This window comes from Pleurocapsa minor HA4230-MV1 (assembly GCA_019359095.1).
Classification (GTDB): Bacteria; Cyanobacteriota; Cyanobacteriia; order Cyanobacteriales; family Xenococcaceae; genus Waterburya; species Waterburya minor.
Genome location: JAHHHZ010000036.1, coordinates 129,765 through 155,008 on the forward strand (window position 1 = coordinate 129,765; position 25,244 = coordinate 155,008).

Below are 25,244 nucleotides of genomic sequence, written 5' to 3' on the forward strand. Positions count from 1 at the left end.
ATGCGTAGTCTTTTAACTTATCACGAATGGTTATTGAGAATCAGGAAAATCGCTAATTACAGCCTTAGCTGCCATAATCATTTTTCCCTGACCAACATCAAGTTTATCGATCTTGAAGGAGACGGCATTTAATTCAAAATTACGCAGATCGAGTAATTCCTTGACGCTATCGAGTAAAGCTTGAGCAAATGCGGCATTGTCAGCAGCATGATATTCCACATCGGCGATCGCAATTTTATTACCGTCAGCATCCAAAGTCGGTTTAGCCGACAAAGCAATATGTTTTGTGGTTTGTGATTCGGCTATCTCGATATCTGCTTCGAGGTTGATTTTGCCCTCTCCAGGCAGCGCCAATTTGACATTATGCGCGTTAACTGTAACTGTTTCACCATTAAGATCTAGCTTCTGGTTTTTGAGCTTACCTTTAATATATTCAGAATTCAAAGCTTGCTGTAGATCTGTTTCCAAGAGAACTATTTTGGCTTCAGCATTGGTATCTTGAGTCAATTCAATATTACCCAAGGCAGCTTTAACTGCATCGATCGCGATCTCGTCAGTCTGAAGAATTAATCTTTCCGCCCTTAATTCTTTTTTCATCACCATGCCTTTACCGTCAATGGTGACAGACTCTAATTTGCCGCCAACTAGATCCAGGGGATTAGCTCTAACATCAACCTGGAGATCTTCTACCTCATCTAGCTGACTTTCGATCCCAACTTCTGCTGCTTTACTAATTGCTTGTTCGCCAAGATCAGGCTGGTTCATTCGATCATTCCTCTTTAACTGATTAACTATGCAAAATAATGAGGACAAAAAATAAGCTAGACTCTTTTTGAGTTCTTTCTCTTATTCTTCATCCTCTGTTTCTAATCTTTTAAACCGTTGCTGGTTTTGGTTGGGGTTTTGGGGGTTCGGTGGTAGCGATCGCTTTTTGTACTTGCTCGGCTAACATTGGGGATACCTTAGTAAATAGCTCCATTTGGTCTTTAATTACTTCTGGGGTTGCTTTACCAAGACTACCCGCGATATTGCTATAGAGACGCTCTTTTTCACCGTCATCAAGCATGTCATAATACATCCGTGCTTGATCGTAATGATCGTCTTCGTCTAACTCAATCCGCGCTGCCATTCCCGAAACATGATATGGGGGTTCTTCTGCCCGTTTGTCTGGTTGAGGATAGCTTTCATGAGTGGGGTTATAGTTAATGCGTGAACCATTGTTATCATCAACACGCATTAAGCCATCACGATAGGGCGTATTGGCTTTCGTGGCACGGGGTTGGTTAACGGGAATAGTATCGTAGTTAACACTTAAACGATGGCGGTGAGCATCAGCATAGGACATAATCCGCGCTTGTAACATCCGATCTGGCGACCAAGAAATCCCAGGGACGACATTACCAGGGGAAAATGCAGCCTGTTCTACTTCAGCATGGTAATTTTCAGGATTGCGATTTAGTTCAAATTTACCTACTGTCTGTAACGGAAAATCAGCATGGGGCCAGATTTTAGTCAGATCGAAAGGATTCCACTGGAAGTTTTGCGCCTGTTCATCGGTCATTACTTGGATCTTCATCGTCCAAGAGGGATAATTGCCTTGTTCAATCGCTTGATAGAGATCTTTAGTTGCCCAACGAGGTTCTACTCCCTCCATATCGCGCCACTGTTGATCGGTAAAGAATTTATTACCCTGGTCAGTGATAAAGTGGAACTTAACCCAAATTCGCTCATTCTGCTCGTTGATCAGACTAAAGGTATGACTACCATAACCGTTCATGTGTCGCCATCCCATAGGCGCACCGCGATCGCCCATCAACCATAATACTTGATGAATACTTTCAGGAACTAAAGACCAGAAATCCCACCACATTTGATCGTGTCGCCAATGTTCTTTAGGATGTTCTTTTTGCGAACGAATAAAGTCCATAAACTTCATTGGATCCCGCACAAAAAAGATGGGTGTATTGTTCCCCACCATGTCCCAGTTACCGTCTTCGGTATAGAATTTGAGTGAAAATCCGCGCAGATCGCGATAAATATCGGAACCACCTTTAGATTTAGCTACGGTAGAAAAACGCGCAAACAGCTCAGTTTGCTTACCTACCTCAGAAAACATTTTGGCTTTGGTATATCTGGTGATATCTTCGGTGACGGTAAAAGTACCATAAGCACCTGAACCGATCGCATGAACTACTCGCTCAGGAATACGCTCACGGTTGAAATGCGCCATCTTCTCTAAAAGAGTATAGTCTTCTAGTAATAAAGGCCCTTGCTTACCAACAGTTTTGGAGACAGTATTGCTAGCTAACGGAATACCCGCAGCATTAGTCAAAGTTTGTTCATTATCTATCACAAAAAATTCCTCTCCAGTTATAAGGCGATTGCCTACTACTTTTGTACTTATCTGTACCTAAATGCTAATGGTCTAGAGCAGGTGAATACGTCTTGCTTGAGATATATATAGCCGTACAAAATTAGATTAGGACATTAATAGTAATCGGCTCGGAAATAGGTAGTAGGTAGGGGCGAACGGCGACGCGAAGCTAATCCTTTAGGACGTTCGCCCGTACAGGTAGTAGGTAGTAGAAAGCAGTATTTTAAAGATGTTTTAACGTTTTTACTTAGGGCTAAAAAAGCGTTTTAGGAGTTAACTATTTTTTATTTATGACAACTAATTATGACAACGATAAAGCTCGTAATTATGTTGTCCTAATACACCCTCATACTCAGAATCGGCAGCACAATTTTGGGTTGCCAGTTCAACTTCAGCCCGAAAATTAATGAGCCATAAATCAAAAGGTCGCTCTATTTTGCTTAGTTCTTGAGTCAGTATGGCAGCAGAGTTTTGAGCATTAGGGTATTCAGTTTCATCTTTAGCTAGCAAAAATAAGGGAGAAGCAATGTTAGGTAGACTTCTTAAACCCCAAGCCAGCCCAATCATTCTGCCTGTCTGTCCGTGATGTTTATAAGTTGTGGCGATCGCAATTGGGCCTGTCGAACCCGCGATGATTTTATTGCTCATTAAATCGGGACGATGGTTTTGTAAATAGCCTAGATTTAAGTTAGCGATCGCTCCACTAAATAGTCCAATCGCTATAAAAATAATTACTATTCTTTTGCTACTTTTAATTGAGTTTGAGGCAAACTTGGCTGACTTTTGTGAGAAGATAAGTTCAGCTGAGGTTTCTGACCAAAAAGGACTTAATCCAGCTGCTACTAGAGCAATAACCACAGGAAAATAAACAAACTGAAACCTGCCTGCCAGGGTTAAATCCATGCCCAAAATATAGGTAAAACCACAAAAAAGTGCGATCGCCGCTAGCAAATATTTTTCTAAGGCTAAAATTGCGTCTTTTTGCTGCATATTTTGACGCTGGAATCTTAATCCACGGATTAAATAAGCTAGGTTTCGCCACCAAAAAATCAGTGTTAATAATCCTGAAAAAATAACTATAGCCAATGAGAAATTGTATAGGGAGGAAGGAAGTAGGATCACTATACTCATCAACCATAAAAGAAATCTGCCTATCGGTTCTAGCCATTTTTCCGCAGCATTACTAGCATAAATCCATTCAGTAGGCGAACTATTACGAACCGCCAATAAAGGAGATAGCCAGACTAAACAGCCAGCTAGGGAACCCAATGCACCCAGATAGACTTGTCGCCACTGGGGTTGAGTAAGTACGGCTTTATCTTGTCGCCATTGCTGCCACATAAGTTGGGTAAAAGCGATCGCCATTGCCATTAAGCTCAAAACGAAAAAGTAGTGAGTGGCGATGCCCAGACAGTTAATGACAATCCAAATTCCTACCAGTTTGGTAGAGATAGCTTTTTGCTGATTAATTGCTCGAACAGCGCAGACATAACATGCTAAAGAAGCGATAATAATTAAAATTACTAAGGTGTAATGACGCGCCTGGGCTGCTAAAAAAATGCCGAAGGGTGAAATTGCCATCACAGCAGCAGCTAGTTGCGAGACGATTAAAGAGCGAAAAGCAAGTCGGCAAAAGTAAAAAATTGCGGGAATGCCCAGAACTCCCAGTAAGGCAGAAAGGGATCTGGCTGCCCAAACAGAAACTAGCCCATCTACTGGCGGAAACAGTTTTAACCACAGATGAGTTAAGACAAAATACAAAGGGGGATGAGTGCTTTCTGTTTGCAAAAGATGGATGACATCGCCTATTCCCGCCTGAGAATTGAGCTGAAGTGGCTCTAAGAGAGTTTCTAGCCCAATAAATTGATTTAAAGGCACATTATAAAAACTATTACCGAGACTAAAAACAAGCGTGGCACTTTCATCAGTCCAAGGTGGTAATATTCCTAAATTGATCAAACGCAGACAGGTTCCCAGGATAATCCATAAGAGCAATAGCCAATAATGTTGATAGGGCATTTATTCAAGCATCAGGTAATCTAACGAAATTATCACAAGGTTAGTTTAATAGGAAGTAGGAAATAGGAAATAGGCATCGCTTCAAGGTAACTAAAGTTCATCAAAAATATCTCAAAAGCTAACAGCTAATAGCTAATAGCTAACAGCTAAAAAGCGATTGACAAACATCGTAGTCCCTTAACTTGTCACCAATGGGAAATAGGAAGTAGGGCGAAATTACTGTGCATCTTAATTTAAATTGAATACAATTGAAAATGAATTGTAAGTCAAAAAAAATAACAATCAGTTTGATTCAGCGTCTGTACAGCTATGAAAATTCTTGAAACCAGATTGACTTTAGACGATTTCATCCTCGAAATGAACAAAGTGCCTAGTCATGAACTTAAGCTTGCTCAACTTCAAGACTGGGTAGCAAGATTAGATTTAGAAGATCTGGCGATCGCCAAGCATATTTACTTTAGTCCTGAAGATTATCAACGCCGAATCATTTACCGCGACTCAAGCTGTGAAATAATTCTCGTCTGCTGGCAACCAGGACAATTTAGTTCCATTCACGATCATGGTGATTCTTTGAATGTAACTCACGTTTACCAAGGCGTACTTACTTCTAGAACTTTTGCTCGAACTGATTCTACAACTAAAATTGCACCTCTGCTTTTGGAAGAAAAATATTTACAGCCAGGGGAATTAATCGGAGTCGATCGCGCTCAAATTCATCAAATTGCCAATACTTCAGAGGAAAATTTAATTACTCTCAACTTTTATGCCAAACCACTACAACAGATGCAAGTTTATAACTCCACGAGAGAACAAACGCAATTTCCATCAATTCGAGCTAATTTTCACAAATTTGAGTCGCAGATAACAAGTATAGCGATCGTTGGTGGTGGTTTTAGTGGTTCGATGGTGGCGGTACATCTACTCAAAAATGCAGTTTCTCCGCTACGTATTAAGCTAATCGAAAGTCGTCCTGTTGTCGGTGAAGGAATTGCTTACAGCACTAATTGGGATTGTCATTTGCTTAACGTGCCTGCTGGTAAAATGAGTGCTTTTCCAGACCATCCCGACCATTTTTGGCAATGGTTACAGACGCAAGAATCAGAAATAGGTAAAAAATTTAGTCCAGATGATTTTGTTCCACGAAAGCTTTACGGTGAATACGTTAAATCAATTTTAGCCGAAGCAGAAGCCGAGGCAAATACAGGTGTGAGTTTGGAAAAATTAACTGATGAAGCGATCGCTTTAGAAACGAATACAGAACGCGCTACTATTGATCTTAGTAGTGGTAAAAGCCTGGAAGCCGATCGCGTCGTACTAGCTTTAGGTAATTTTCCACCTGCCGATCCTCCTGTTGCCGATCCTGCTTTTTATCAGAGTCAACGTTATTTTCGCTTTTGGTCTGCACCATCTTTGTTATCCTCTGTAGCTACTGACGAAGCGATTTTAATCATTGGTTCTGGCTTAACTGCTATAGATGCGATCTTGGCACTTGAGCGACAAGGACATCAAGGCAAAATTTATGTTGTTTCCCGTCGTGGTTTATTTCCTCAAATCCATCAGCCAAGCAATTCTTATCCACCCTTGTTCGAGTTTGAACCAATACCAACCACAATTCGTTCTTTAGTACGTAGAATTAGACAGGAGCTAAAAATAGCTGAGGCTAGAGGTGATAACTGGCAATCGATCATAAATTCCCTTCGTCCCCAGATTCAATTAATTTGGCAATCCCTGGCGATCGCTGAAAAACAAAGATTTTTACGCCATGTTAAACCCTACTGGGAAAGTCATCGTCATCGAGTCCACAGTGCGATCGCTCGGCAAATTGAGCAAAAAGTTGCAGCAGGACAATTACATCTCTTGGCAGGACGTATTCAAGCCTACAATGAAGATGCCGAAGGAGTAAATGTATCGATTCGCGAGCGATGTAGCAACTATATAAAGAACTTACGAGTAGGTGCAGTGATTAACTGTACGGGGTCGGAATGCAACTATCACCGATTGCAACATCCTCTAATTAAAAATTTACTCAGTTCTGGTCTGATTAAACCAGATCCCCTCAATCTTGGTTTAGATGTAGCTGACGACGGCACACTGATTGATGCAGCAGGGGCAAGATCTACTTTTCTTTTTACTCTCGGTTCGCCTCAAAAAGGCTGTCTTTGGGAAACAACTGCGGTATCTGAAATTCGTCAGCAAGCTCAGACATTAGCACAGCAATTACTTGCTCTAGAGATGAAAAATGATTCTTTAAACAGATCTTTTATCATTCCAGAACAACAGCCTGTTTGGTATTACGAAATTTAATTTTACCAATGGATAATAAACAGTTATAGCAGTCGAAGTAAAGGTTAGGACAAGAAAAATTTTATCTCGCGCAAAGGCGCAAAGACGCAAAGGGTCTAGGAGATGACTTAATCTATTGTTCGATGGCTATAATTAATAATTGTCCATTGAATTATCAATTATTTAAAAGGATTAAGATACAAATCTTTCTGAGACTCCAAACCAACTTCAAACTGACAATGCGATCGCGCACGGGCAATACAAAGCAATACGTATCCAGCTTTTATTTGTTCTGGTTTAAGACAAATGGCTTGAGATTGGTCTACTTTGCCACTAATTAATTTGGCAGCGCAGGTAATACAAGCTCCATAGCGACAACCGACAGGTAAGGGCAATCCAGCTTGCTCCACTGCCTCTAAAATATATTTATCTTCAGATATTTCCAAGGTAAAGTTATCTCGATTGAGCAATTCGATGCGATACGTTTTCATAGCCAAATATCGGAAGTACAATCGCCTCCTGGATAACGCATTTCATGGGCGCGGGCTGCCCCGTTTGGTTCTTTACCAAAGTCTAGATAAAAATCTTGATTGAGAGACAGTCCTCCCTTATCTTGATCGCAATCGATTTGTAGCAAGTAAGAACCTTTTTTGGCTAAATCTGGATAAAATTGGTTATCCCAAGTGCTAAATAGCGAACTAGTAACGTATAAGCGTTTGCCATCTAGACTCAGTTGCAACATTTGTGGCCCGCCGTGCAGTTTTTGTCCTTTAACTTCAATATTTTTACCCAACAATCCTCCACACCAAACTTGTCCTGTTAGCTTAGGTTTGGCAGGATCGCTGATATCATACTGACGAATATCGCCATGTAACCAGTTAGAAAAATAGAGATAGCGATCGTCGAGAGAAATTAAGATATCTGTAATTAAGGAAGGGACGGGAAAAGACCAGCCTTCTAGTTCAACAGCAGGAACATCGATGACTTTTTCGACTTGCCAATAATCATTTTCTTTATACCAATGCCAAATATTACTAGCTAAAGCAGCACCTACATAACCGTGAATACTATCGGGATTATGATGAAAGCGCACTTCTAGGGGAATTAAACCTTCTTCTCCCAAATCGACGCTTTGGATAATTTCGTGTTTCTGCCAATCCCAAAAATGTAGTTGCTGACCGTAATTTCCAGCCGTAACATCGTTAAGATCGAAACCAGGATAGAAGGTTTTGGGTGCAGCCCATTCGCTGCTCACCATGACGTTATGGCGAGGCTGATACCAGAAATCGTAGTTAAATTTCATGCCATTGCTTTGTTCCCAACGACCGATAATTTCAAAGCTCTCATCTAATAGTAAAAAGCCACCTGGAGCATTACCTTGGCTATCTCCTAACATAGAAATCATTAACTGACCGTTAGCCAAACAGTGAACGGTATGAGGTGCGCTAAGATTAGTCTTGTCTTTAATCTCTTCTGGTTCAATGATCTTATGAATTTTGGGTGCTTTGGCATCGGCAGTATCTACAATATAAATGCGACTGGAACGAATTCCTGGTATGACCAAAAATCGACGGGATTTGTTGCTATCCCCATGACAAGAACTACAGGCATTCCAGCCAAAGTGATGCAATTCATCGCCAATATAAGGCATAGTCAGCCGATGAATTATTTGAGAATAGCTAGGAGAATCTGGATCGACATCTATTGTCGCGAGATAATCAGGTTGTTCAATTCCCGTGCCAGTATAAAGAGCGATCGCATATAACAGCTTTTCTGGTTCGGCTTTCATTGCTGCTTGGGGAGAAGCATAGCCAGGGCCACAACATACATCTGCCATTTTTTTACCTCCTCTAAAAAATTCGGTCGAGATTCTGACAATCTACAATCGATAAATCTAAAATCTCAAATAACTCAGTCAACCTTCTCTAATTTATTTTGATTTAAAACAGTTTTAAATGCAATTAAAATTTATTTCAAAAACAAATACAATCTAAAAAATCTAAATGACTCTCTAAGACCACTCTAGCTAATAACTAACAATCAACGATCCTGATTATCTTTACTTCCTACTTAACCCAAATGTTAAATTAATTTTGCATAGTTACTTAGGACTGCTATAGCAACCCCAAATGAGATGAGAAATTTCTACTACCTACTACCTACTACCTAAAAACTAATCAATGTCGTTTCATGAATCAAATAGGACTACTATATGTGCCAACTACTAGGTATGAACTGTAACATTCCCACCGATATTTGCTTTTCCTTCGAGGGTTTTTCAACCAGGGGTGGCAAAACTGACGATCATCGTGATGGATGGGGGATTGCTTTTTTTGAAGGCAAAGGCTGTCAGCTTTTTATAGATTCTAAACCTTCTAGTACTTCTGCTGTAGCCGAATTGGTACGACGGTATCCGATCCATTCTACCCATGTCATCGCCCATATCCGTAAAGCGACTCAAGGAGAGATTCTTCTCGAAAACTGCCATCCTTTTAGTCGAGAATTGTGGGGACGTTATTGGGTATTTGCTCACAATGGCGATTTAGCTGATTTTGAACTTGAATCAGGGCAATTTTATCAGCCTGTGGGAGATACTGACAGCGAAAAGGCTTTTTGTCTGATTTTAGAAACCTTACGTGCAAACTTTCCCCAAAGTAAGCCCCCACTGCCAAAATTGTACTCAGTGCTGAATCAGATTACTAAAAAATTAGCAGCAAAAGGCATATTTAATTATCTGCTTGCCGATGGAGAAAATTTCTTTGCCCATTGTTCTACCCAACTTTGTTACATTGTGCGTCAAGCACCTTTTGCAGCAGCCCATTTAATCGATCGAGATGTTACGGTAGATTTTAACGAATTGACCAACAAGAGCGATCGCGTTGCTGTTATCGCCACTACTCCCTTAACCGACAACGAAATCTGGACTCCCATTTGTTCAGGGGAATTATTGGCTTTTCAGGACGGTTTACCGATTCAATTCAACTTTTAAAGCTTACAGCAGTTTTCAATTGACTAGACTTAAATTAAAGCAAAGAGATAATTTATCTCCATCCTTATATAATCTAGCTTTGATCAGAAAGAGATCGCTTTTTTAGCGAAGAATTAGAAATGGAATTTCAAGACATCAGTTCGATTGAAAAATATCACGCCCACGTTTATTTTGATGAAGTCACCGTCGAACAAGCAAAAATATTGTGTGAAGAAGCAGGAAAAAGGTTTTCAGTAATCGTGGGACGGATGCACCATAGACCTATTGGGCCTCATCCGAGTTGGAGTTGTCAATTAGCTTTCGATCGCAGCAATCATACAGATTTGCTAACCTGGTTAGCCTTAAACAGAAATGATCTGACAATATTGATTCATCCACTTACAGGTAATGATCTAAAAGACCACACTGATTATGCTTCTTGGATGGGAGTACCTCAAGAATTAAATTTAGATGTGTTTAAATAAACAAAATAGCAGGCATTAAGTAAGTCAGCATGACTGTCTGGTATTTTAAGTCCACTGACGAAAGAATGCGCCATTTTCTCCAGCGTTAGTAGTTAATTGTTCTATTTGGGTCATTTGTGCTGTGTTCAAAGGAGTATAATTGCGCGCTACGGTCACGTTGGATTCTAGTTGTTCGGGATTTTCGGCAGCTATGATGCAACAATGTACTCCAGGTAAAGAGAGGCTATACCCCATAGCCTGTTCCATACTAGATAAAAGACCAGGTTGTAATAATTTACCGTAGGCAGGGACTTTCATAGCGATTACACCGACATTTTTTTCTCTTGCTACTGGCAATACGGTACGGGAAAATGGACGGGGATGATGAACATCGGCAGCGTTGAGAGAAATTAAAGTCGTATCAAAATCGTAGCGACGCAACCCCTCGGCAATAACTTCTGGTTCGTGATGTCCTGTAATTCCCGAAAATTTAATTAATCCTTGCTCTTTGGCTTCTTCAACAGCTTTGATTGCGCCTCGATCGCTAAAAATAGTATCTAATTCATCAGTAAAGGAAACGTGGTGTAATTGCCAAGAATCAAGATAATCTGTCTGAAGACGTTTTAATGAACGCTCTAATTCTCGCCAAGCACCATCATAATCTCTGGCTGCGGTTTTACTGTTGAGATAAATGCGATCGCGATAGGTCGGTAAAACTTTACCAAAGCGTTCCTCTGAAGGCCCATAGCTGGCTGCGGTATCGTAATATTTGATCCCTAATTCTAAAGCTTTCTCAATTAAAGCGATCGCTTCAACTTCTAAATCTTCATAGGAAATTGGAGTTTGCCCTGCTCCACCCAAGCCCAAGATTGGTAGACTAATCTGAGTCTCGCCTAATATTCTTTCTGGCATGGATTTGGTTGTTGATGAAGAGGCGTGAGCTGTTTTTTTGATTAAAGCTTGGCTGCCAATAACTGTTGCTGCTGCTACGCTACTTACCAGAAAGTTTCGTCGATTGGTTTTTTGGCTCATAATTTTTGATTTTAGCTTTCAGAAGTATTCTAGCGAGAATATTTCTTGGGTAAAAAATTAACTTTAGCCTTTAATCATTAGCTTTTTCCCAGGATGGTGCAAAAGGTGGTAAAGCCAAACGACAAGAACGCCAGTGACCATAAACTGAAACTCCAAGTTTGCAGCAAGAACCTCTACCTTGACCTCCATCAAACTTGTAAAACCGACAGAAACGGCAATTGGAAGGGGATGGATTAGCTTTTTTAATCTGAGTTTTGTCTCGTTCCAGGGATTCAGTCAGTTTCTGTTTGGTTAGTGTCATGGGTTAAAGAAGCTTTTTCTGTTGATATTTTTTTTATTTGTGATTTTAGTAATACCAACTATCGCGAGGGGGGTTGGCTTTACCAGTAATTTTGAGATCAAGGGATTCTAAATAAGCTAGTCCACAACGAATCTGGGGAATCGTACCTCGCAGTTCGAGATCGAGTTGTCCTTTCAATTCGTAATCTTTGCCTAATTTCGCTCCAGTAATGTTGAAAGCTAAGGCACAATCAGTAGCTAACCGCGACAGTATGGGTTCTTGTTGGTAGCGATCGCAAAATAAAATTTGTAATCGTACTTGAGTAAAGTCATTTCGGTCATCAGAAGTGCTGGAAATGTTGCCTAGTTCGGTTTGGCTCATGGCTTGATACCCATCATGCTCCTCTAGAGAGAAATTAAATCTGCTTTTATTTTCCTTTTTTGAATTGTAATCGCAATCTAAATAAATTTCAAATTAAATAAGATACATTTTCAATTTATTTGTGGTTTACTAGAGACATACGCATTGTTTTAGATAATCTATTTCCACTCTCAAACAAAAGAGGGTTCAATTGTGGTTTTTTGCTCAAAATCATTTCTAATTGGTATTTTCAGCTATCCTACTAAAGGTAGCTACAAGACTTGTCGGCGTGCCTTCTACCTGCGACCTACTTCGCTTCTGTTTGCCTTGAGTTTAGGATTGAGTACAACTTTATCAGGCTGTCTTCCTAATGATTCTGCTAACTCGACTGATACAATTTCCCCCGTTACTTCCTCTGTTGATACAGTTAATTCCAATAGCAACGTTGAAAGTCAGGTAATTCGGATTGGCTATCAAAAGTTTGGCACGCTTTCAATTCTCAAAGCACGGGAGAATTTAGAGCAACGTTTGGCAAATCAGGGAATTTCGGTACAGTGGGTTTTGTTTCCCGCAGGGCCTCAACTACTAGAAGCCTTGAATGCAGGTAGTATTGATTTTGGACATACTGGAGAAGCACCGCCTATCTTCGCTCAAGCTGCTGGTGCGCCTTTGGAGTACGTTGCCAATCAAACACCAAACCCTAAAGGCGAAGGAATTCTGGTACATCAAGACTCAGACATTAAAACAGTAGCGGATCTTAAAGGCAAAAAAATTGCTTTAAATAAAGGGTCTAACGTGCATTTTCTGCTCGTCAAAGCTTTAAAAGCAGGAGGTGTTAAATATGAAGATATTGAAACTGTCTTTTTGCCTCCTGCCGATGCGAGGGCAGCTTTTGAGCAAGGTAGTGTTGATGCCTGGGCGATTTGGGATCCTTTTTATACAGCAGCTAAACAAGCGACAAATGCCCGTGTTCTGGAAGACGGAGAAGGATTAGTAGCAAATCGGGAGTTTTATTTAGCAGCTAAATCTTTTGTCGATCGCTATCCCGAAAGAATTAAGACAATTCTGGAAGAAGCTGAAAAAGCCGATGTTTGGGCAAAGACAAATATTACTGAAGCAGCAAAGCTGTTGTCGCCCCAGTTAGGTATTGACGTGCCAGTACTGGAAGAAGTATTGGAACGTCGTCCTAGTGGGATTGAACCTATTCAACCAGACGTAGTGGCCGATCAGCAGCAGGTAGCAGATACCTTTTACCAACTAAAACTATTACCCAAAACAGTTCGAGTGCAAGAAGTTGCTCGCACAACTAAGCAAAATATAGAGAGATAATTACTATGCAAGTTCTCTGGTTTATTCCCACTCATGGAGATGGTCGTTATTTAGGTACTGGAATCGGCGGACGCTCGACCGATATTACCTATCTAACTCAAATTGCTCAAGCTGTCGATCGCCTGGGCTATACTGGCGCATTATTACCCACAGGGCGTTCTTGCGAAGATGCCTGGATCGTTGCTTCAACTCTAATGGCGCAGACACAACAGATGCGTTTTCTGGTGGCGGTGCGTCCAGGTTTGGTCTCTCCAGGAGTTGCTGCACGGATGGCTGCTACCTTCGATCGCTTGTCTGGGGGACGTTTACTTATCAACGTCGTGACGGGTGGCGATCCAGTTGAATTAGCAGGAGATGGGTTGCACCTGAGTCATCCAGAACGTTACCGACTGACAGATGAATTTCTTACTGCTTGGCGAGAAATTATTAGTGGAGATGAAGCCAATTTTGAAGGGGATTATCTCAATATTCGCGGTGGCAAATTGCTGTTTTCTCCCGTGCAGAAACCCTATCCGCCTTTGTGGTTTGGTGGTTCTTCGGCGATCGCCCAACAGATTGCAGCTAAACACGTAGATGTCTATTTAACCTGGGGAGAAACTCCCAAACAAGTAGCGCAAAAGATTGCTGAAGTACGTCGTTTGGCAGAAGCAGAGGGACGAAAGATCCGCTTCGGGATTCGTTTACACGTTATCGTGCGAGAAACAGAAAGCGAAGCCTGGGATGCAGCTAATCGGTTAATTAAATATGTCGATGAAGAGGCGATCGCTACTGCTCAACAAGCCTATGCCCGTATGGATTCGGAAGGACAAAAGCGGATGAGTCAATTACACACAGGCAAGCGTGAAACCTTAGAAATTAGCCCTAATCTGTGGGCTGGTATTGGTTTGGTTAGAGGTGGGGCTGGAACAGCACTAGTAGGCGATCCAGATACGGTAGCAGCCAGAATGTCCGAGTATGCAGATTTGGGAATTGAGACTTTTATCTTATCGGGCTATCCCCATTTGGAAGAAGCATATCGTGTAGCGGAATTGTTATTCCCGCTTTTACCCCTAGACAATCCGCCAGCAGTTCAGCAGCAAGTAATGTTTAGTCCGTTTGGTGAAATTGTAGCGAATAATAATTTTCCCCAGCAGGAGATTAAGAATCAAGTAGTGACTACTGTTGATTAAAGTAGGGCTTGCTGAATGATCTTAGGGGGAAAAGTAATGAGTAATGGGTAATGGGTAATGGGTAATAAGATTTTAAACAAGAAACAAATAAATTTACTTGCTCCTTGGATAGTTCCAATTCTCCTGATTCTGATTTGGCAAGTATTGGCGCAGATCGGTTGGATTTCTACTAGGGTATTACCTGCACCTGTAGCTGTAGTCAAGGCAGGTATTAATTTAGCTAGTACAGGTGAATTGTACAAACATATTTATGTCAGTGCAGTGCGGGCAATGTGGGGATTTATTATCGGGGGTTTGATTGGCTTTGTCTTAGGTTTGATCAACGGTGTCTTTCGTTGGTCGGAACTTTTATTAGATACCTCGGTACAGATGTTACGCAACATTCCCCATTTAGCGATGATCCCGTTAGTAATTCTCTGGTTTGGCATTGGTGATGTTGGCAGAGTTTTTTTAGTGGCGATCGGAGTTTTATTTCCTATTTATATCAATACCTATCTGGGAATTCGTACTGTCGATCGCGGTTTGTTAGAAATGGGCAAAGTATACGGACTTTCTTTTTGGGAGCTATTTTGGCAGATCATGCTTCCTGGGGCGTTACCGTCAATTTTGGTGGGTGTGCGTTTTGCTTTGGGGATTATGTGGCTGACATTGATTGTGGCAGAGACGATCGCTGCTAACTCTGGCATTGGCTATCTGGCAATGAACGCCCGTGAGTTTATGCAAACAGATGTCGTGGTATTCGCGATTTTATTGTATGCCCTGCTAGGAAAATTAGCAGATGCGATCGCTCGTCTATTAGAAACGAAATTGCTGCAATGGCATCCCAGTTATCAATTTTAAGTAATTTGAGTAATAAGTATATATATGACTATGACTGATAAGGGAGTAGACCTGAAAATTTTAGAGTTAAGTAAAGCCTTTGGTGACAAAAAGATTTTGCAACAACTAGATTTAGAACTTGCCCCTGGAGAATTTGTGGTGATCGTCGGACGTAGTGGGTGCGGTAAAAGTACCCTGCTAAGACTAATTGCTGGGCTGGAAACTCCCACCAGTGGAGGCGTATTAATTGACGGAGAACCTTTTAAAAAATTAAACCAGTCCGCACGCATGATGTTTCAGGATGAGCGACTATTGCTGTGGAAACGAGTTTTAGAAAATGTCGGCTTGGGACTACGGGGTAATTGGCAACCTCAAGCTATGTGGGCTTTAGAGCAAGTTGGTTTAGGCGATCGCGCTCATGACTGGATTGCTCAACTTTCTGGCGGACAACGTCAACGAGTTGCCTTAGCACGAGCCTTAGTTAGCCAACCGCGCTTACTGCTGTTAGATGAGCCTTTAGGTGCGCTAGATGCCTTGACCCGTATCGAAATGCAGCATTTAATCGAACATTTATGGCAGTCACAACAATTTACGACCTTACTAATTACTCACGATGTGGAAGAAGCAGTCACACTAGCCGATCGCGTCGTCTTATTAGAAGCAGGTCGAGTGGAGTTGGATATACCCGTTCCTCTGCCTCGTCCCCGTCACCGTGGTGATGCTATGTTTGCTGCTTTAGTAGAACGTATTTTAGAGCGTGTACTGAACAGTAAAACCGTTTCTAGAAAACAAACTGCCGACAGACAATTCGTAATTCATAATAGCAACTGATGTTACGCAGAGAAAAGTTAGTAATTACAAGATGTAGGGAGACTGGGAGATGGGGAGATAGGGAGATAATTATTGCCCCAAGTCCCCAAGTCCCCAAGTCCCTACGTCAAAACTATAGAGTAAATTAGCAGATGCGTAATATCAGATAGTAATAAGTAATAGCTAATAATGTCGATCGGGCATTTATTCAAGCATCAGGTAATTTAACGAAATTGTCACAGGGTTGGTTTAAGGCGATCGCCGTAATATTAGACAAAGTGGTTTCGGCAATACTATTCAAAGCCTCTACCGTAAAGAAAGCCTGGTGTCCTGTAATAATTACGTTGGGAAAAGTAAGCAACCGTTCAAAGTCATCATCTTGGATAATTTCGCCAGATAAATCTTCAAAAAACAGTTTCCCCTCGTGTTCGTAAACGTCTAGTCCTAAATAACCAATTTGTTGGGATTTTAAACCTCGAATTACCGCTTTTGTATCGATCAACCCCCCACGACTAGTATTAATTAACATCACTTCTGGCTTCATCAGGCTAATTGCTGTGGTGTCGATTAAATGGTGGGTATCGTCCGTAAGGGGACAATGCAGACTAATAATATCTGATTGAGCAAGCAAATCCTCTAAGCTCATATATTCCCCAAATTGCTCGGCAAACTCCTGATGGGGAGACAAATCATAAGCCAGTATCCGACAGCCAAAACCATGCAGAATTTGACCTGTGAGACGACCAATTTTTCCCGTACCAATAATGCCCACCGTACGACCATGCAAATCGAAACCCAGTAGTCCATTTAGGGCAAAGTTACCTTCACGGACACGATAATAAGCCCGATGTATTTTGCGATTGAGAGTTAAAATTAAGGCGATCGCATGTTCGGCTACGGCATAAGGAGAATAGGCTGGTACTCGGACGACGGCAAGTCCAAATTCTTCAGCAGCATTAAGATCGACGTTGTTATACCCCGCACATCTCAGGGCAATTAATTTAACCTCTTGGTTACTCAAGATTTCAATTGTCTGACGATCCAGGCGATCGTTGACAAAAACACATACAGCCTCAAACCCAGAGGCTAAACTTGCCGTCTGCGCATCTAAACCAGCATCTAAAAACTTGAGTTCATGACCATATTTTTGATTAACTTGAGCCAAAAATTGGCGATCGTAAGGTTTAGCACTAAATACCGCAACTTTCATTCATTTACCCAAAAATTAACAGCTAAAGAAAATTAACCCACTACATACTACATACTACCTACTACCTACTCTTAGCAGATTGATTAGTGCGTAACATCAGTTAATTAGCAGCCATTCATGTAGATTGTTTCGCCATTTCCATAAAGATATCGTGAGTACTATGGGCATCTTCTCCTTTATGCGGTTTTCTTTGAATATAACTTCCATCTGATTGTAATTCCCACGCCTTACGATTATCCGCCAACATGACCCCCAAAATTTCCTGGAGATCGCGAAAAATTTCGGGACTTTCGATCGGCGTAACCGCTTCGACGCGACGACTCAAATTACGGGTCATCCAGTCGGCGCTACCAATATAAATTTCTTCTTCACCGTTGTTATGAAAGTAGAAAATGCGCGAATGTTCTAAGAAACGTCCAATAATACTAATTACGCGAATATTATCACTAATTTTGGGCAATCCTGGGCGCAGACAGCAAATTCCGCGAATAATTAAATCAATTTCAACTCCAGCCTGAGAAGCTTCATACAGCGCCTGAATTACTGGCTGATCGACTAGGGAGTTCATTTTGGCGACAATCCGTCCTGTTTTACCCTGACGGCAATTCTCCGCCTCGCGATCGATCATCTCGATCATGCGCTCTCGTAGATTAACTGGAGCAACCAGCAGCTTACGATAGGATTTCTGTCGCGAATAGCCAGTTAAAAAATTAAATAAATCCGTTAAATCTGCGCCCAAGTCCTCTCGACAGCTAAATAGACTCAAATCCGTGTAGAGCTTTGCCGTTTTAGGATTATAGTTGCCTGTACCAATATGAACATAACGGTGAATTTTTTCTTTTTCTTGCCGAACTACTAAAGTAATTTTAGTGTGGGTTTTCAGTCCTGCAACACCATAAACAACATGAACCCCAGAGTTCTCTAGTTTTTTCGCCCAAAGAATATTATTTTCTTCATCAAAACGAGCCTTAAGCTCTACTAATGCCACTACCTGCTTATCATTCTGGGCTGCGGCAATCAAAGCTTTGACAATAGGTGAATCTCCCGAGGTACGATAGAGAGTTATTTTGATCGCTAGGACATTAGGATCGTAGGCAGCTTCGGTGACAAACCGCAGCACAGTGTTGCTAAATGAATGATAGGGATGATGTACTAGCAGATCTCCATTACGAATCACGCTAAAAAAGTTCTCTCCGTCGCCTGTAGATTCATCTTCTTCTTGCTGTAACCGACTCAAGCGACCAGGTAGTACCGAGTTCCAGGGTTCGTCTTTAAGATCGCGAAGAGGTAGAGATAAGAAAGAGATTAAATCGCCCAAGCTGAGTAAGCCATCAACGTCATAAACATCGTTTTCTTCTAAACTAAGTTCTTGCATAATCATCGAGCGCAATTCAGCAGGAATCGAGGCTTCTACTTCTAACCGTACCGACGAACCCCCAATGCGTCTTTTTTGTAGCTCTTTTTCAATTGCCAGTAATAAATCATCTGCCTCATCTTCTTCGACGGAAAGATCGGCATTACGAGTTAGTCGAAAAGCATAGGACTCCAAGATATTCATTCCAGGGAATAAATACTCTAAATTATGAGTCACAATCTGTTCTATCGGCACTCCTGTCCAAACTCCAGCATTACCTCGATATTTTTGTCTTAATTCTTCTGGCAAAGCAATGAAGCGAGGTAGTACTTTAGGAACTTTCACTCTGGCAAATAATTCATGCTCGATTTGAGGATCTTTTAAAATCACTGCCAGATTCAAGCTGAGATTAGAGATATAGGGAAAAGGATGAGAGGGATCTACAGCCAGAGGAGTTAAAACAGGAAAAATATAGTCCTCAAAATAACTATTGATATAGGATCGTTGTTCTTGATTGAGATCGACATAATTTAACAAATGAATCCCTGATTTAACCAAGGATTTTTTCAGTACTTTTTCAAAATGCCGATGTTGCTCTTGAAACATCGGTGTCAAAACTTTGGTGATCGCCTCTAGCTGCTGTTGGGCTGTACGACCATCCATTGATAGTTTACTCACTCCCGCTGCCACCTGTTTTTTTAAAGCAGCAATTCTGACCATGAAAAATTCATCTAGGTTCGAGCTAAAAATCGACAGAAATTTAAGACGTTCTAGTAACGGCGTTCTTTCATCTAGTGCTTCAGCTAAAACTCGTCGATTAAATTCTAGCCAACTCAATTCTCGATTGAAATAGTATTGAGGATCGTTGAGATTGATGGCACTATTGACGGATTTGGTACTAGTCATTGTTTGCGGGATTACCGAATTAATATGCAGAGAGCTTTAGATATTTTAGGCAATAAACCTGGTTCTTAGAATCTTATCTTCAATGGATGTAGCCATTTCATCTGCCTATGGTTGTAAATATGGTAATAAATGCTCTCTAAGGATTGATTAAGAACTGACGTTACCCACAGAAGAGTTAGTAATTACAACTATGTAGGGAGATTGGGAGATGGGGAGATAGTTTATTTTCCAAGGTCATAATACACAATTTAAATGCGTACAAGCTTATCTAAATATGAAAGCCAAAAATCTTAGGAAAACTCAATGATTAGAGGTTGATCTGGCACATCTAGAGGAATTTGTGTTGGATTCATCAATTGTTTTTTCGGTTTAGTATAATCCTCCAAAGTGTATATTTTTGCTTGGGCAAATGTTTGTGCTAAAACCAGTTGTACCTTCTGATTAGGCACTTCAATTGCTTTCTTGGTGTTGAGGTCAAATCCTGATGTTTCTTGCCATAAAACTAAATAAAACTTGCCGTCGCTTTTTTGTAGCAGAAGGTGATGTAGATTGCTAGTGTTACCGCTTAAACTGTAATTTAAAGTACCAGTCGTAAATTTGCTGCCACCTGGATCTTGTAAGAGCTGAATCAAAGCCTTAAGACTGACAAAACTGGGCTTGACTTCACCATTATTACGTAACAAACCAAACTCCAAACCGCTAATATCCCGTTTGGGATTGTAATGAAGATCCATCAGCTCATAGCCAAAAGTTTGCTTAATTCCCTGCTTAAATTGCTCTAAAAACATTCGCGGAATATACTTTTGTGCAATGTTTTCGGGGACTGCCAGGTGTCCTTCTTGTGTATTGATGGCATTGTGATAGCCAGTCTCTGTCGTCATAACAGGTTTTCCTGGTGCATATTTATGAGAAAGGCCGATCCCATAGGGAATACTGCCGTATCCATTTGCGCCCCAGCCCGCAGTTCCAGGATAATGACCAGAAAAATAGTTGTGTAAAACACCATAGTCCACAAAATTGCTCATATTCCCTACGGCAATATATGCTTCTTCTGAAGTCAAAGATGGCCCTAAAACAGGTAAAGCACTAGTTTGAGCATCGCTTTTCATCAATTGGTAAAGTTGCTCCGTATATTGACGTAAAGTTTGCACCCAGTTACTGTCACCGCTGAGATCGTACTCATTTGGGCCTTCTACTGCCTCAACCACATCGCCAAGTTCTTTAACCAGAGCAAGTCCTTGTTGTGGAGTGCCACCACGGGGATCAAAAATCAGAGTGGTACTAATGCCATTGCTTTTTAATTCTCGAAGGCGATCAAGGTAACCATTAAGATTGCGAACTCCACCATCTCGAATGTGATGGACTCCCAATTCTAATAATTTGGGTTTAACAATTTCTTGGTACTTTTGATAGTAATTAGTATCGTTATAATATAAATGAGTATTGATTCCAATCGAGTCAACAAAAGAGTAGGCAGTGCGAGCTTTTTCTGAGGTTGCATTGACGGATGGAGAAATAAGTAGACTACAAGCAATTATGACAGGGCAAAACAAACTCAATACATAATACCTGTAATAACGTTTCCAGTGTTTAAATAATATATTCATCACGACTGATACTAAATCCGATTCTCAAAAATAACTTGGTGGTAAGCAGTTTAATTACCCATTACCCATTACCCATTACCCATTACCCATTACCCATTACCCATTACCCATTACCCATTACCTATTACCCATTACCTTCTTCATAGAGATTGTATTTACAAGCAGCTATACCCAGTCCTAAAAAACCCCAAAGAATAATACCAGGCGCTCCAATTTGTTGACGACCAAAGATTAAACCGACCAGGGAACAAAAACTAATGGCACGGCAGATACTCACAAATGGATTCAGATTAAACATCGCATCTTGAAACAGCCTCATAATAAGTAGAAGTATTCCCCCTAGATAAAAACTACCTCCAAACCAGCCTAAAGATAAAAGTATATCCAGAACGCCACTATCGAGAATTTCCTGCTTTTCCATTCCATTCCCCATAACATTCATCAAAGCCTTGTCTATTTCTTGACTATACAAAGCTTTTCTGTCGTTAGAACTTTGGTCAGCCTCAAGATTAAATAGAGTTTCCAGGCGAGGGGTGATTCTCTCAGCAAATGGGTCTATGGTAGTTAAGGGAATTACACCTAATATAAGCACCATCAGAATAATAGCTATCCGAATCCGCAGCTTGGACTTAATAAAGCTTAGATGAGTTAGTAATCCCACAAACCACATGATCCAAGCACCGCGCACTAGGGTGAGTAAAAATGCTAAATAGCCAATGACAGAAATAGCCCGAGCAAAAGCTCCTTGTTGATTTAGTAGCATTAGTAAACCTACCATCATAAAAACGGCAAAGACTCCAGGGGAATGCATTGTACTCCAGACGCGAATCTGCAAAGGTTCAGCAGATCCAGCACTAATCATATTGGTATTTGTCAACCATACCCCGTCCCAATCAGGCGCGACTAAATATTGGATTATTCCATAAATTCCCATGACTAAAACACCCCAAGTAAAAATGCGTTCAAGATTTTGACGATAACTTGGGTAGTTGCGCCAATTGGCAAATAAGTGGAAGCCAAATAGAACTGGAACTAGCCACTCCAATAGAGCTATAGTCACTGGTATCGGTGAGCTTTGAATTAGGCCAACAAGATAAGCGTAAGCAAGACCGATAAAACTTAGAATAAAAGGAAGTCCACCTTGACGATTGATCTTGGGCAAATGTTTCCCCAGAGTAACGAGCGTGATCAACAGCACTAGATAAGGAGCGAGCAAGATAGGACTAGGATCTGTAAAACTACCGCGATAATCGGCAAGACGACGAACCAGGGGAGTCAGAAACCACATCCACCAGCTAAACCCGATGTAAAGAATAGGATAGCGAAAATAGAGGAAGACGCCTATTATAAAAGCTCCTCCAGGAAAAGCTAAATTGAGAATCTTGCCCGCACCAGCTACAATCAACAGAGTTGAAAGCAGTAACAATCCTAAGATTGCCATCCAAGCAGACGCAGGTTGCAACCTAATCGAAAAACCTTTTTTAACAGAAGGAGTAGTTAAAGATATCTGCTTGGGAACCATTATTTTTGTTCTTAATCTCCTGATGCACTAAATAGTTTGATTTTGCGATTCGGCGATCGCATTTAACTTTTATTTTGCCAACTCTGCCAACCCAACCAATGTCCATCAAGAGAAGCACGCCATTTCTGGGTAGCCACTTTGCCCTGACTGGGTAAAAATCGCCACCACTGGATTAAACCAAAAGCTTGTCGCGTACCTACCAGGATCGACCACAATACATAGATAAATCTTTGCAGGAAATTTAGATGTTCTAGCAAGATGAATGTTTGATTATGGATGGCATTTGCCAGAGCTGTGGCATTAAACTTAAATACTCTTTGATCCTCGTCAAAACGCTTTCCTAGATAGTGATCGACTGCTACTGCTGGATCGTAGATTAGCTTCCAACCTGCCTCCTTACACTGGAGACCTAAAGATAGTTCCCAATGCACTTGAGCGCCTGAGCCTCGTAATCGTTCATCAAAACGGATTTTTTTGAGGAGAATGCGTCGATAACTACAATTGACTCCCTTAAGCACGTCCACCTCGCGGGGTTCTCCCTCTCCTAGATGATGATTACCAATTAAGTTGCCAAACCACCGAAGTCGTCCTACAACATCAGAAGCACCAGGATGGGAAGTAGCATCTTGTAGTTCTGTGCCTAGATAAAGCCAGTCTCGACCCCCTACCCCTCCTACTTGTTCGTCGGCGATAAAGTGAGCCTCAATCCGTTCTAACCAATCATGGTGAGGTGCAGCATCATCATCAGTTATGGCAATGATATCGCCTCGTGCTACATCAAGTCCTGCATTCATCGCCAGCACGACCCCTGGAACATTGACTACAACTTTGCGTAGTGGTAATACTTCAGAGTTGAAACTGTCTAGAAATTCCCAAGTTTCAGTATCAGTATCTCTTACTACTACTAAAACTTCGTCTGCTAATCGAGTTTGCTTTTGCAATGCTGCTAAACATCTGGCTAAATCTTGGGAACGACGATAAGTAGGAATGAGAACGGTGATCGACATAGTAATACTAAATCTTTTTCCTAGCAACAATACATAATTTGCCTGCGAATCCAGGTAACAGATAAGCAACTATCTTGGCTACCAGAGAAGTTCCTTGCTTTTGAAACAGACAGATTTCACAACCTTCAGCTTTCAAGAAACGACGAATTTCAGATGCATTTGTCCAGTAAACTGCATCGGCATCATTGCCAACCATGACTGTTGCTAAATCTATTTCACGAGCTTGGAAGGCATTTACGCCTAACTCAGCTTTAAGACAACGCCATATATTGACAAAGACTAAAGCGATCGCCTCGCGCCAGCTAGTTATCCCCATATAGGGAGTACGATTTCTGAGCAGATCTAAAGTTATCCGCATCGCTACCAACGGAGAGGTTAAATTGGGAGCCATCAGAATAATATGCCCTCCTGGTTTTACGACTCGAACCATTTCCTGGAGAAACTTCTGGGGAAACTGCACATGTTCGATCGCATTCATTGAACCCACCGCAGCATAATGATCGCTGGGGATATTCTGAGCATTTTGGAAGTCGGCAATACAAAATATGTCTGATTCATCGTTAGTAGACAAAAATTTCTCGGAAACGTCACTTCCTTGAGCAGCAAATCCTGCTTGCCTGAGTAAGAGGGTACTTGTCCCCACTCCACAACCCACATCTATGACGGGATCGTCGATCTTGACAAATCTCTTAAACAGATTGACATAGGGCGTAAACATCGCTGTTGGTTGATTTCGGAGTACCTCTGCATAAGAGTCCGAACCGCGATAGTAATCTAACATTTGGCTCATAATGGCATGTCCTGTTGATTATTTGATTTGTATGGCAGAGTTTACAAGTAGGTGGGTGTAATTAAATTGGAAATGAGGTTAGGGAGTAACAAGTAACGAGTAACGAGTAACGAGTAACGAGTAATATGCGGAGCGGTATCTCCCCGTCGGCTTTTGGGTGGGAATCTTCCTACCCAAAACGCGACGGAAACTATGCGAGACAAGTCCTTTAGGACGAGTAACAAATAGCTCTAAGGGTAGGGGTTTGATCAATTATTTTGCCTACCTACTTAATTCGATCAAAAGTCCTTGATTGGTTACTAATTGACAAGGAGCAAAATCAGTAAAATATTTAACTCTTCCTTTTCTTTCTTGGGCGATATCTAATAGCAGTTGTTCCCCAGGTTTCATAATGCCGTCTTCCACAAAATGTTTATCACAATTATCTAAGTAAACAAAACCTGGATGTTTTAGTTTGGATAAAGAGGATTTAACACAATCACTTCTTTGTAAACCATCAATTAAAACAAAATCGAAATAATCATCTGCTAAAGCTGATAAATCGGTGTAGTTACTACGTTCTCGATATTCGTAGGTAATATTATTCACATTTTTTTGCTTGATAATTTCGCAGACTTTCTCGTACCAAGCTCGATTGTGTTCGATACTATAAACATGCTCACATTGTTGAGCTAACCACACAGTAGACATTCCAGAACCAAATTCTAAAATTTTCCAGTCTGGTTGAATTAAATTTTCTAGTTCATTAATCGCTCGATAAGCAATCCAAGGTTTAAGTGGTCGATAACCTACAGTTTTGCGTAACAAAGTGCCAATCAAAGCTTTGGGCATAGATGTTGTCAAGCCAGTAAAATCTACCAGATTACCTCTAGCATCATGAAACCTAGTTTTTTTGTCTTCTTCGCCCCGAATTATCCATTCAATTACGTTCATTTATAGTT

General features: G+C 41.1%; 23 protein-coding genes. 7 read left to right on the forward strand and 16 right to left on the reverse strand.

Annotation, left to right across the window (positions count from 1 at the left end; translation table 11 throughout):
* Positions 1 to 30: 30 nt before the first annotated feature.
* The 3 genes from KME09_24515 to KME09_24525 all read right to left on the reverse strand — a co-directional run bounded on the left by KME09_24515 (position 31) and on the right by KME09_24525 (position 4,393).
* Positions 31 to 765 (reverse strand): DUF2993 domain-containing protein, encoded by a 735-nt coding sequence (locus KME09_24515; protein MBW4537102.1) that lies wholly within the window; start codon positions 763 to 765, stop codon positions 31 to 33.
* Positions 766 to 874: 109 nt separating this feature from the next.
* The gene (locus tag KME09_24520; GenBank protein ID MBW4537103.1) at positions 875 to 2,350 is read right to left on the reverse strand and encodes a catalase; all 1,476 of its coding nucleotides are present in this window, start codon (positions 2,348 to 2,350) and stop codon (positions 875 to 877) included.
* A gap of 321 nt (positions 2,351 to 2,671) precedes the next feature.
* The gene (locus KME09_24525; GenBank protein ID MBW4537104.1) at positions 2,672 to 4,393 is read right to left on the reverse strand and encodes a hypothetical protein; all 1,722 of its coding nucleotides are present in this window, start codon (positions 4,391 to 4,393) and stop codon (positions 2,672 to 2,674) included.
* 309 nt (positions 4,394 to 4,702) lie between these two features.
* Here KME09_24525 and KME09_24530 point away from each other — a divergent pair, with 309 nt between their 5' ends.
* Positions 4,703 to 6,697: an FAD/NAD(P)-binding protein gene (locus KME09_24530; GenBank protein MBW4537105.1), complete on the forward strand. Its 1,995-nt coding sequence runs from the start codon at positions 4,703 to 4,705 to the stop codon at positions 6,695 to 6,697.
* A gap of 158 nt (positions 6,698 to 6,855) precedes the next feature.
* Here KME09_24530 and KME09_24535 read toward each other — a convergent pair whose 3' ends face one another.
* A complete protein-coding gene (locus KME09_24535; protein MBW4537106.1) occupies positions 6,856 to 7,167 on the reverse strand; it encodes a 2Fe-2S iron-sulfur cluster binding domain-containing protein in 312 nt (103 codons plus the stop codon).
* Positions 7,164 to 8,513 carry a selenium-binding family protein gene (locus KME09_24540; protein ID MBW4537107.1) on the reverse strand — a complete coding sequence of 450 codons (1,350 nt, stop codon included), beginning with the start codon at positions 8,511 to 8,513 and terminating at the stop codon, positions 7,164 to 7,166. Before KME09_24540 ends, KME09_24535 begins: the two co-directional genes overlap by 4 nt.
* Positions 8,514 to 8,888: 375 nt before the next feature.
* Here KME09_24540 and KME09_24545 point away from each other — a divergent pair, with 375 nt between their 5' ends.
* Both KME09_24545 and KME09_24550 read left to right on the forward strand, forming a co-directional pair.
* The gene (locus tag KME09_24545) at positions 8,889 to 9,665 is read left to right on the forward strand and encodes a class II glutamine amidotransferase (GenBank protein MBW4537108.1); all 777 of its coding nucleotides are present in this window, start codon (positions 8,889 to 8,891) and stop codon (positions 9,663 to 9,665) included.
* 119 nt (positions 9,666 to 9,784) lie between these two features.
* Positions 9,785 to 10,129 carry a DOPA 4,5-dioxygenase family protein gene (locus KME09_24550; protein ID MBW4537109.1) on the forward strand — a complete coding sequence of 115 codons (345 nt, stop codon included), beginning with the start codon at positions 9,785 to 9,787 and terminating at the stop codon, positions 10,127 to 10,129.
* 45 nt (positions 10,130 to 10,174) lie between these two features.
* Here the strand turns inward: KME09_24550 and KME09_24555 are convergent, their stop codons facing one another.
* The 3 genes from KME09_24555 to KME09_24565 all read right to left on the reverse strand — a co-directional run bounded on the left by KME09_24555 (position 10,175) and on the right by KME09_24565 (position 11,801).
* The gene (locus KME09_24555; protein ID MBW4537110.1) at positions 10,175 to 11,140 is read right to left on the reverse strand and encodes an aldo/keto reductase; all 966 of its coding nucleotides are present in this window, start codon (positions 11,138 to 11,140) and stop codon (positions 10,175 to 10,177) included.
* Positions 11,141 to 11,210: 70 nt separating this feature from the next.
* Positions 11,211 to 11,441, reverse strand: a complete 231-nt coding sequence (locus KME09_24560; GenBank protein ID MBW4537111.1) for a hypothetical protein — start codon at positions 11,439 to 11,441, stop codon at positions 11,211 to 11,213.
* 45 nt (positions 11,442 to 11,486) lie between these two features.
* On the reverse strand, positions 11,487 to 11,801 hold the full coding sequence (locus KME09_24565) for an NIL domain-containing protein (GenBank protein ID MBW4537112.1): 315 nt from the start codon (positions 11,799 to 11,801) through the stop codon (positions 11,487 to 11,489).
* Positions 11,802 to 11,993: 192 nt separating this feature from the next.
* On the opposite strand from KME09_24565, the gene KME09_24570 reads away from it, so the two are divergent.
* Genes KME09_24570 through KME09_24585 form a run of 4 tightly spaced genes read left to right on the forward strand, consistent with a single transcriptional unit; the run spans position 11,994 to position 15,928 of the window.
* Complete coding sequence (locus KME09_24570) at positions 11,994 to 13,109, forward strand: sulfonate ABC transporter substrate-binding protein (GenBank protein MBW4537113.1); 1,116 nt, start codon at positions 11,994 to 11,996, stop codon at positions 13,107 to 13,109.
* 5 nt (positions 13,110 to 13,114) lie between these two features.
* Positions 13,115 to 14,278: an FMNH2-dependent alkanesulfonate monooxygenase gene (gene ssuD / locus KME09_24575; protein MBW4537114.1), complete on the forward strand. Its 1,164-nt coding sequence runs from the start codon at positions 13,115 to 13,117 to the stop codon at positions 14,276 to 14,278.
* Between the two features lie 57 nt (positions 14,279 to 14,335).
* Complete coding sequence (gene ssuC / locus KME09_24580) at positions 14,336 to 15,118, forward strand: aliphatic sulfonate ABC transporter permease SsuC (protein MBW4537115.1); 783 nt, start codon at positions 14,336 to 14,338, stop codon at positions 15,116 to 15,118.
* Between the two features lie 24 nt (positions 15,119 to 15,142).
* Complete coding sequence (locus KME09_24585; GenBank protein MBW4537116.1) at positions 15,143 to 15,928, forward strand: ATP-binding cassette domain-containing protein; 786 nt, start codon at positions 15,143 to 15,145, stop codon at positions 15,926 to 15,928.
* 187 nt (positions 15,929 to 16,115) lie between these two features.
* On the opposite strand, the gene KME09_24590 is transcribed toward KME09_24585, so the two are convergent.
* From KME09_24590 to KME09_24625, 8 genes are all read right to left on the reverse strand, one after another.
* Positions 16,116 to 17,117: a 2-hydroxyacid dehydrogenase gene (locus tag KME09_24590; GenBank protein MBW4537117.1), complete on the reverse strand. Its 1,002-nt coding sequence runs from the start codon at positions 17,115 to 17,117 to the stop codon at positions 16,116 to 16,118.
* A 115-nt stretch (positions 17,118 to 17,232) separates the two neighbouring features.
* Positions 17,233 to 19,377, reverse strand: a complete 2,145-nt coding sequence (ppk1, locus tag KME09_24595) for a polyphosphate kinase 1 (protein MBW4537118.1) — start codon at positions 19,375 to 19,377, stop codon at positions 17,233 to 17,235.
* Between the two features lie 290 nt (positions 19,378 to 19,667).
* Entirely contained in the window at positions 19,668 to 20,984 is a 1,317-nt protein-coding gene (locus KME09_24600; protein ID MBW4537119.1) for a hypothetical protein, read from the reverse strand.
* 124 nt (positions 20,985 to 21,108) lie between these two features.
* A complete protein-coding gene (locus KME09_24605) occupies positions 21,109 to 22,506 on the reverse strand; it encodes an O-antigen ligase domain-containing protein (GenBank protein ID MBW4537120.1) in 1,398 nt (465 codons plus the stop codon).
* 62 nt (positions 22,507 to 22,568) lie between these two features.
* Complete coding sequence (locus KME09_24610) at positions 22,569 to 23,513, reverse strand: glycosyltransferase (GenBank protein ID MBW4537121.1); 945 nt, start codon at positions 23,511 to 23,513, stop codon at positions 22,569 to 22,571.
* A gap of 7 nt (positions 23,514 to 23,520) precedes the next feature.
* Positions 23,521 to 24,303 carry a class I SAM-dependent methyltransferase gene (locus tag KME09_24615; protein ID MBW4537122.1) on the reverse strand — a complete coding sequence of 261 codons (783 nt, stop codon included), beginning with the start codon at positions 24,301 to 24,303 and terminating at the stop codon, positions 23,521 to 23,523.
* Between the two features lie 78 nt (positions 24,304 to 24,381).
* Complete coding sequence (locus KME09_24620; GenBank protein ID MBW4537123.1) at positions 24,382 to 24,555, reverse strand: hypothetical protein; 174 nt, start codon at positions 24,553 to 24,555, stop codon at positions 24,382 to 24,384.
* Between the two features lie 9 nt (positions 24,556 to 24,564).
* Positions 24,565 to 25,236: a class I SAM-dependent methyltransferase gene (locus KME09_24625; protein MBW4537124.1), complete on the reverse strand. Its 672-nt coding sequence runs from the start codon at positions 25,234 to 25,236 to the stop codon at positions 24,565 to 24,567.
* Between the last annotated feature and the right edge of the window lie 8 nt (positions 25,237 to 25,244).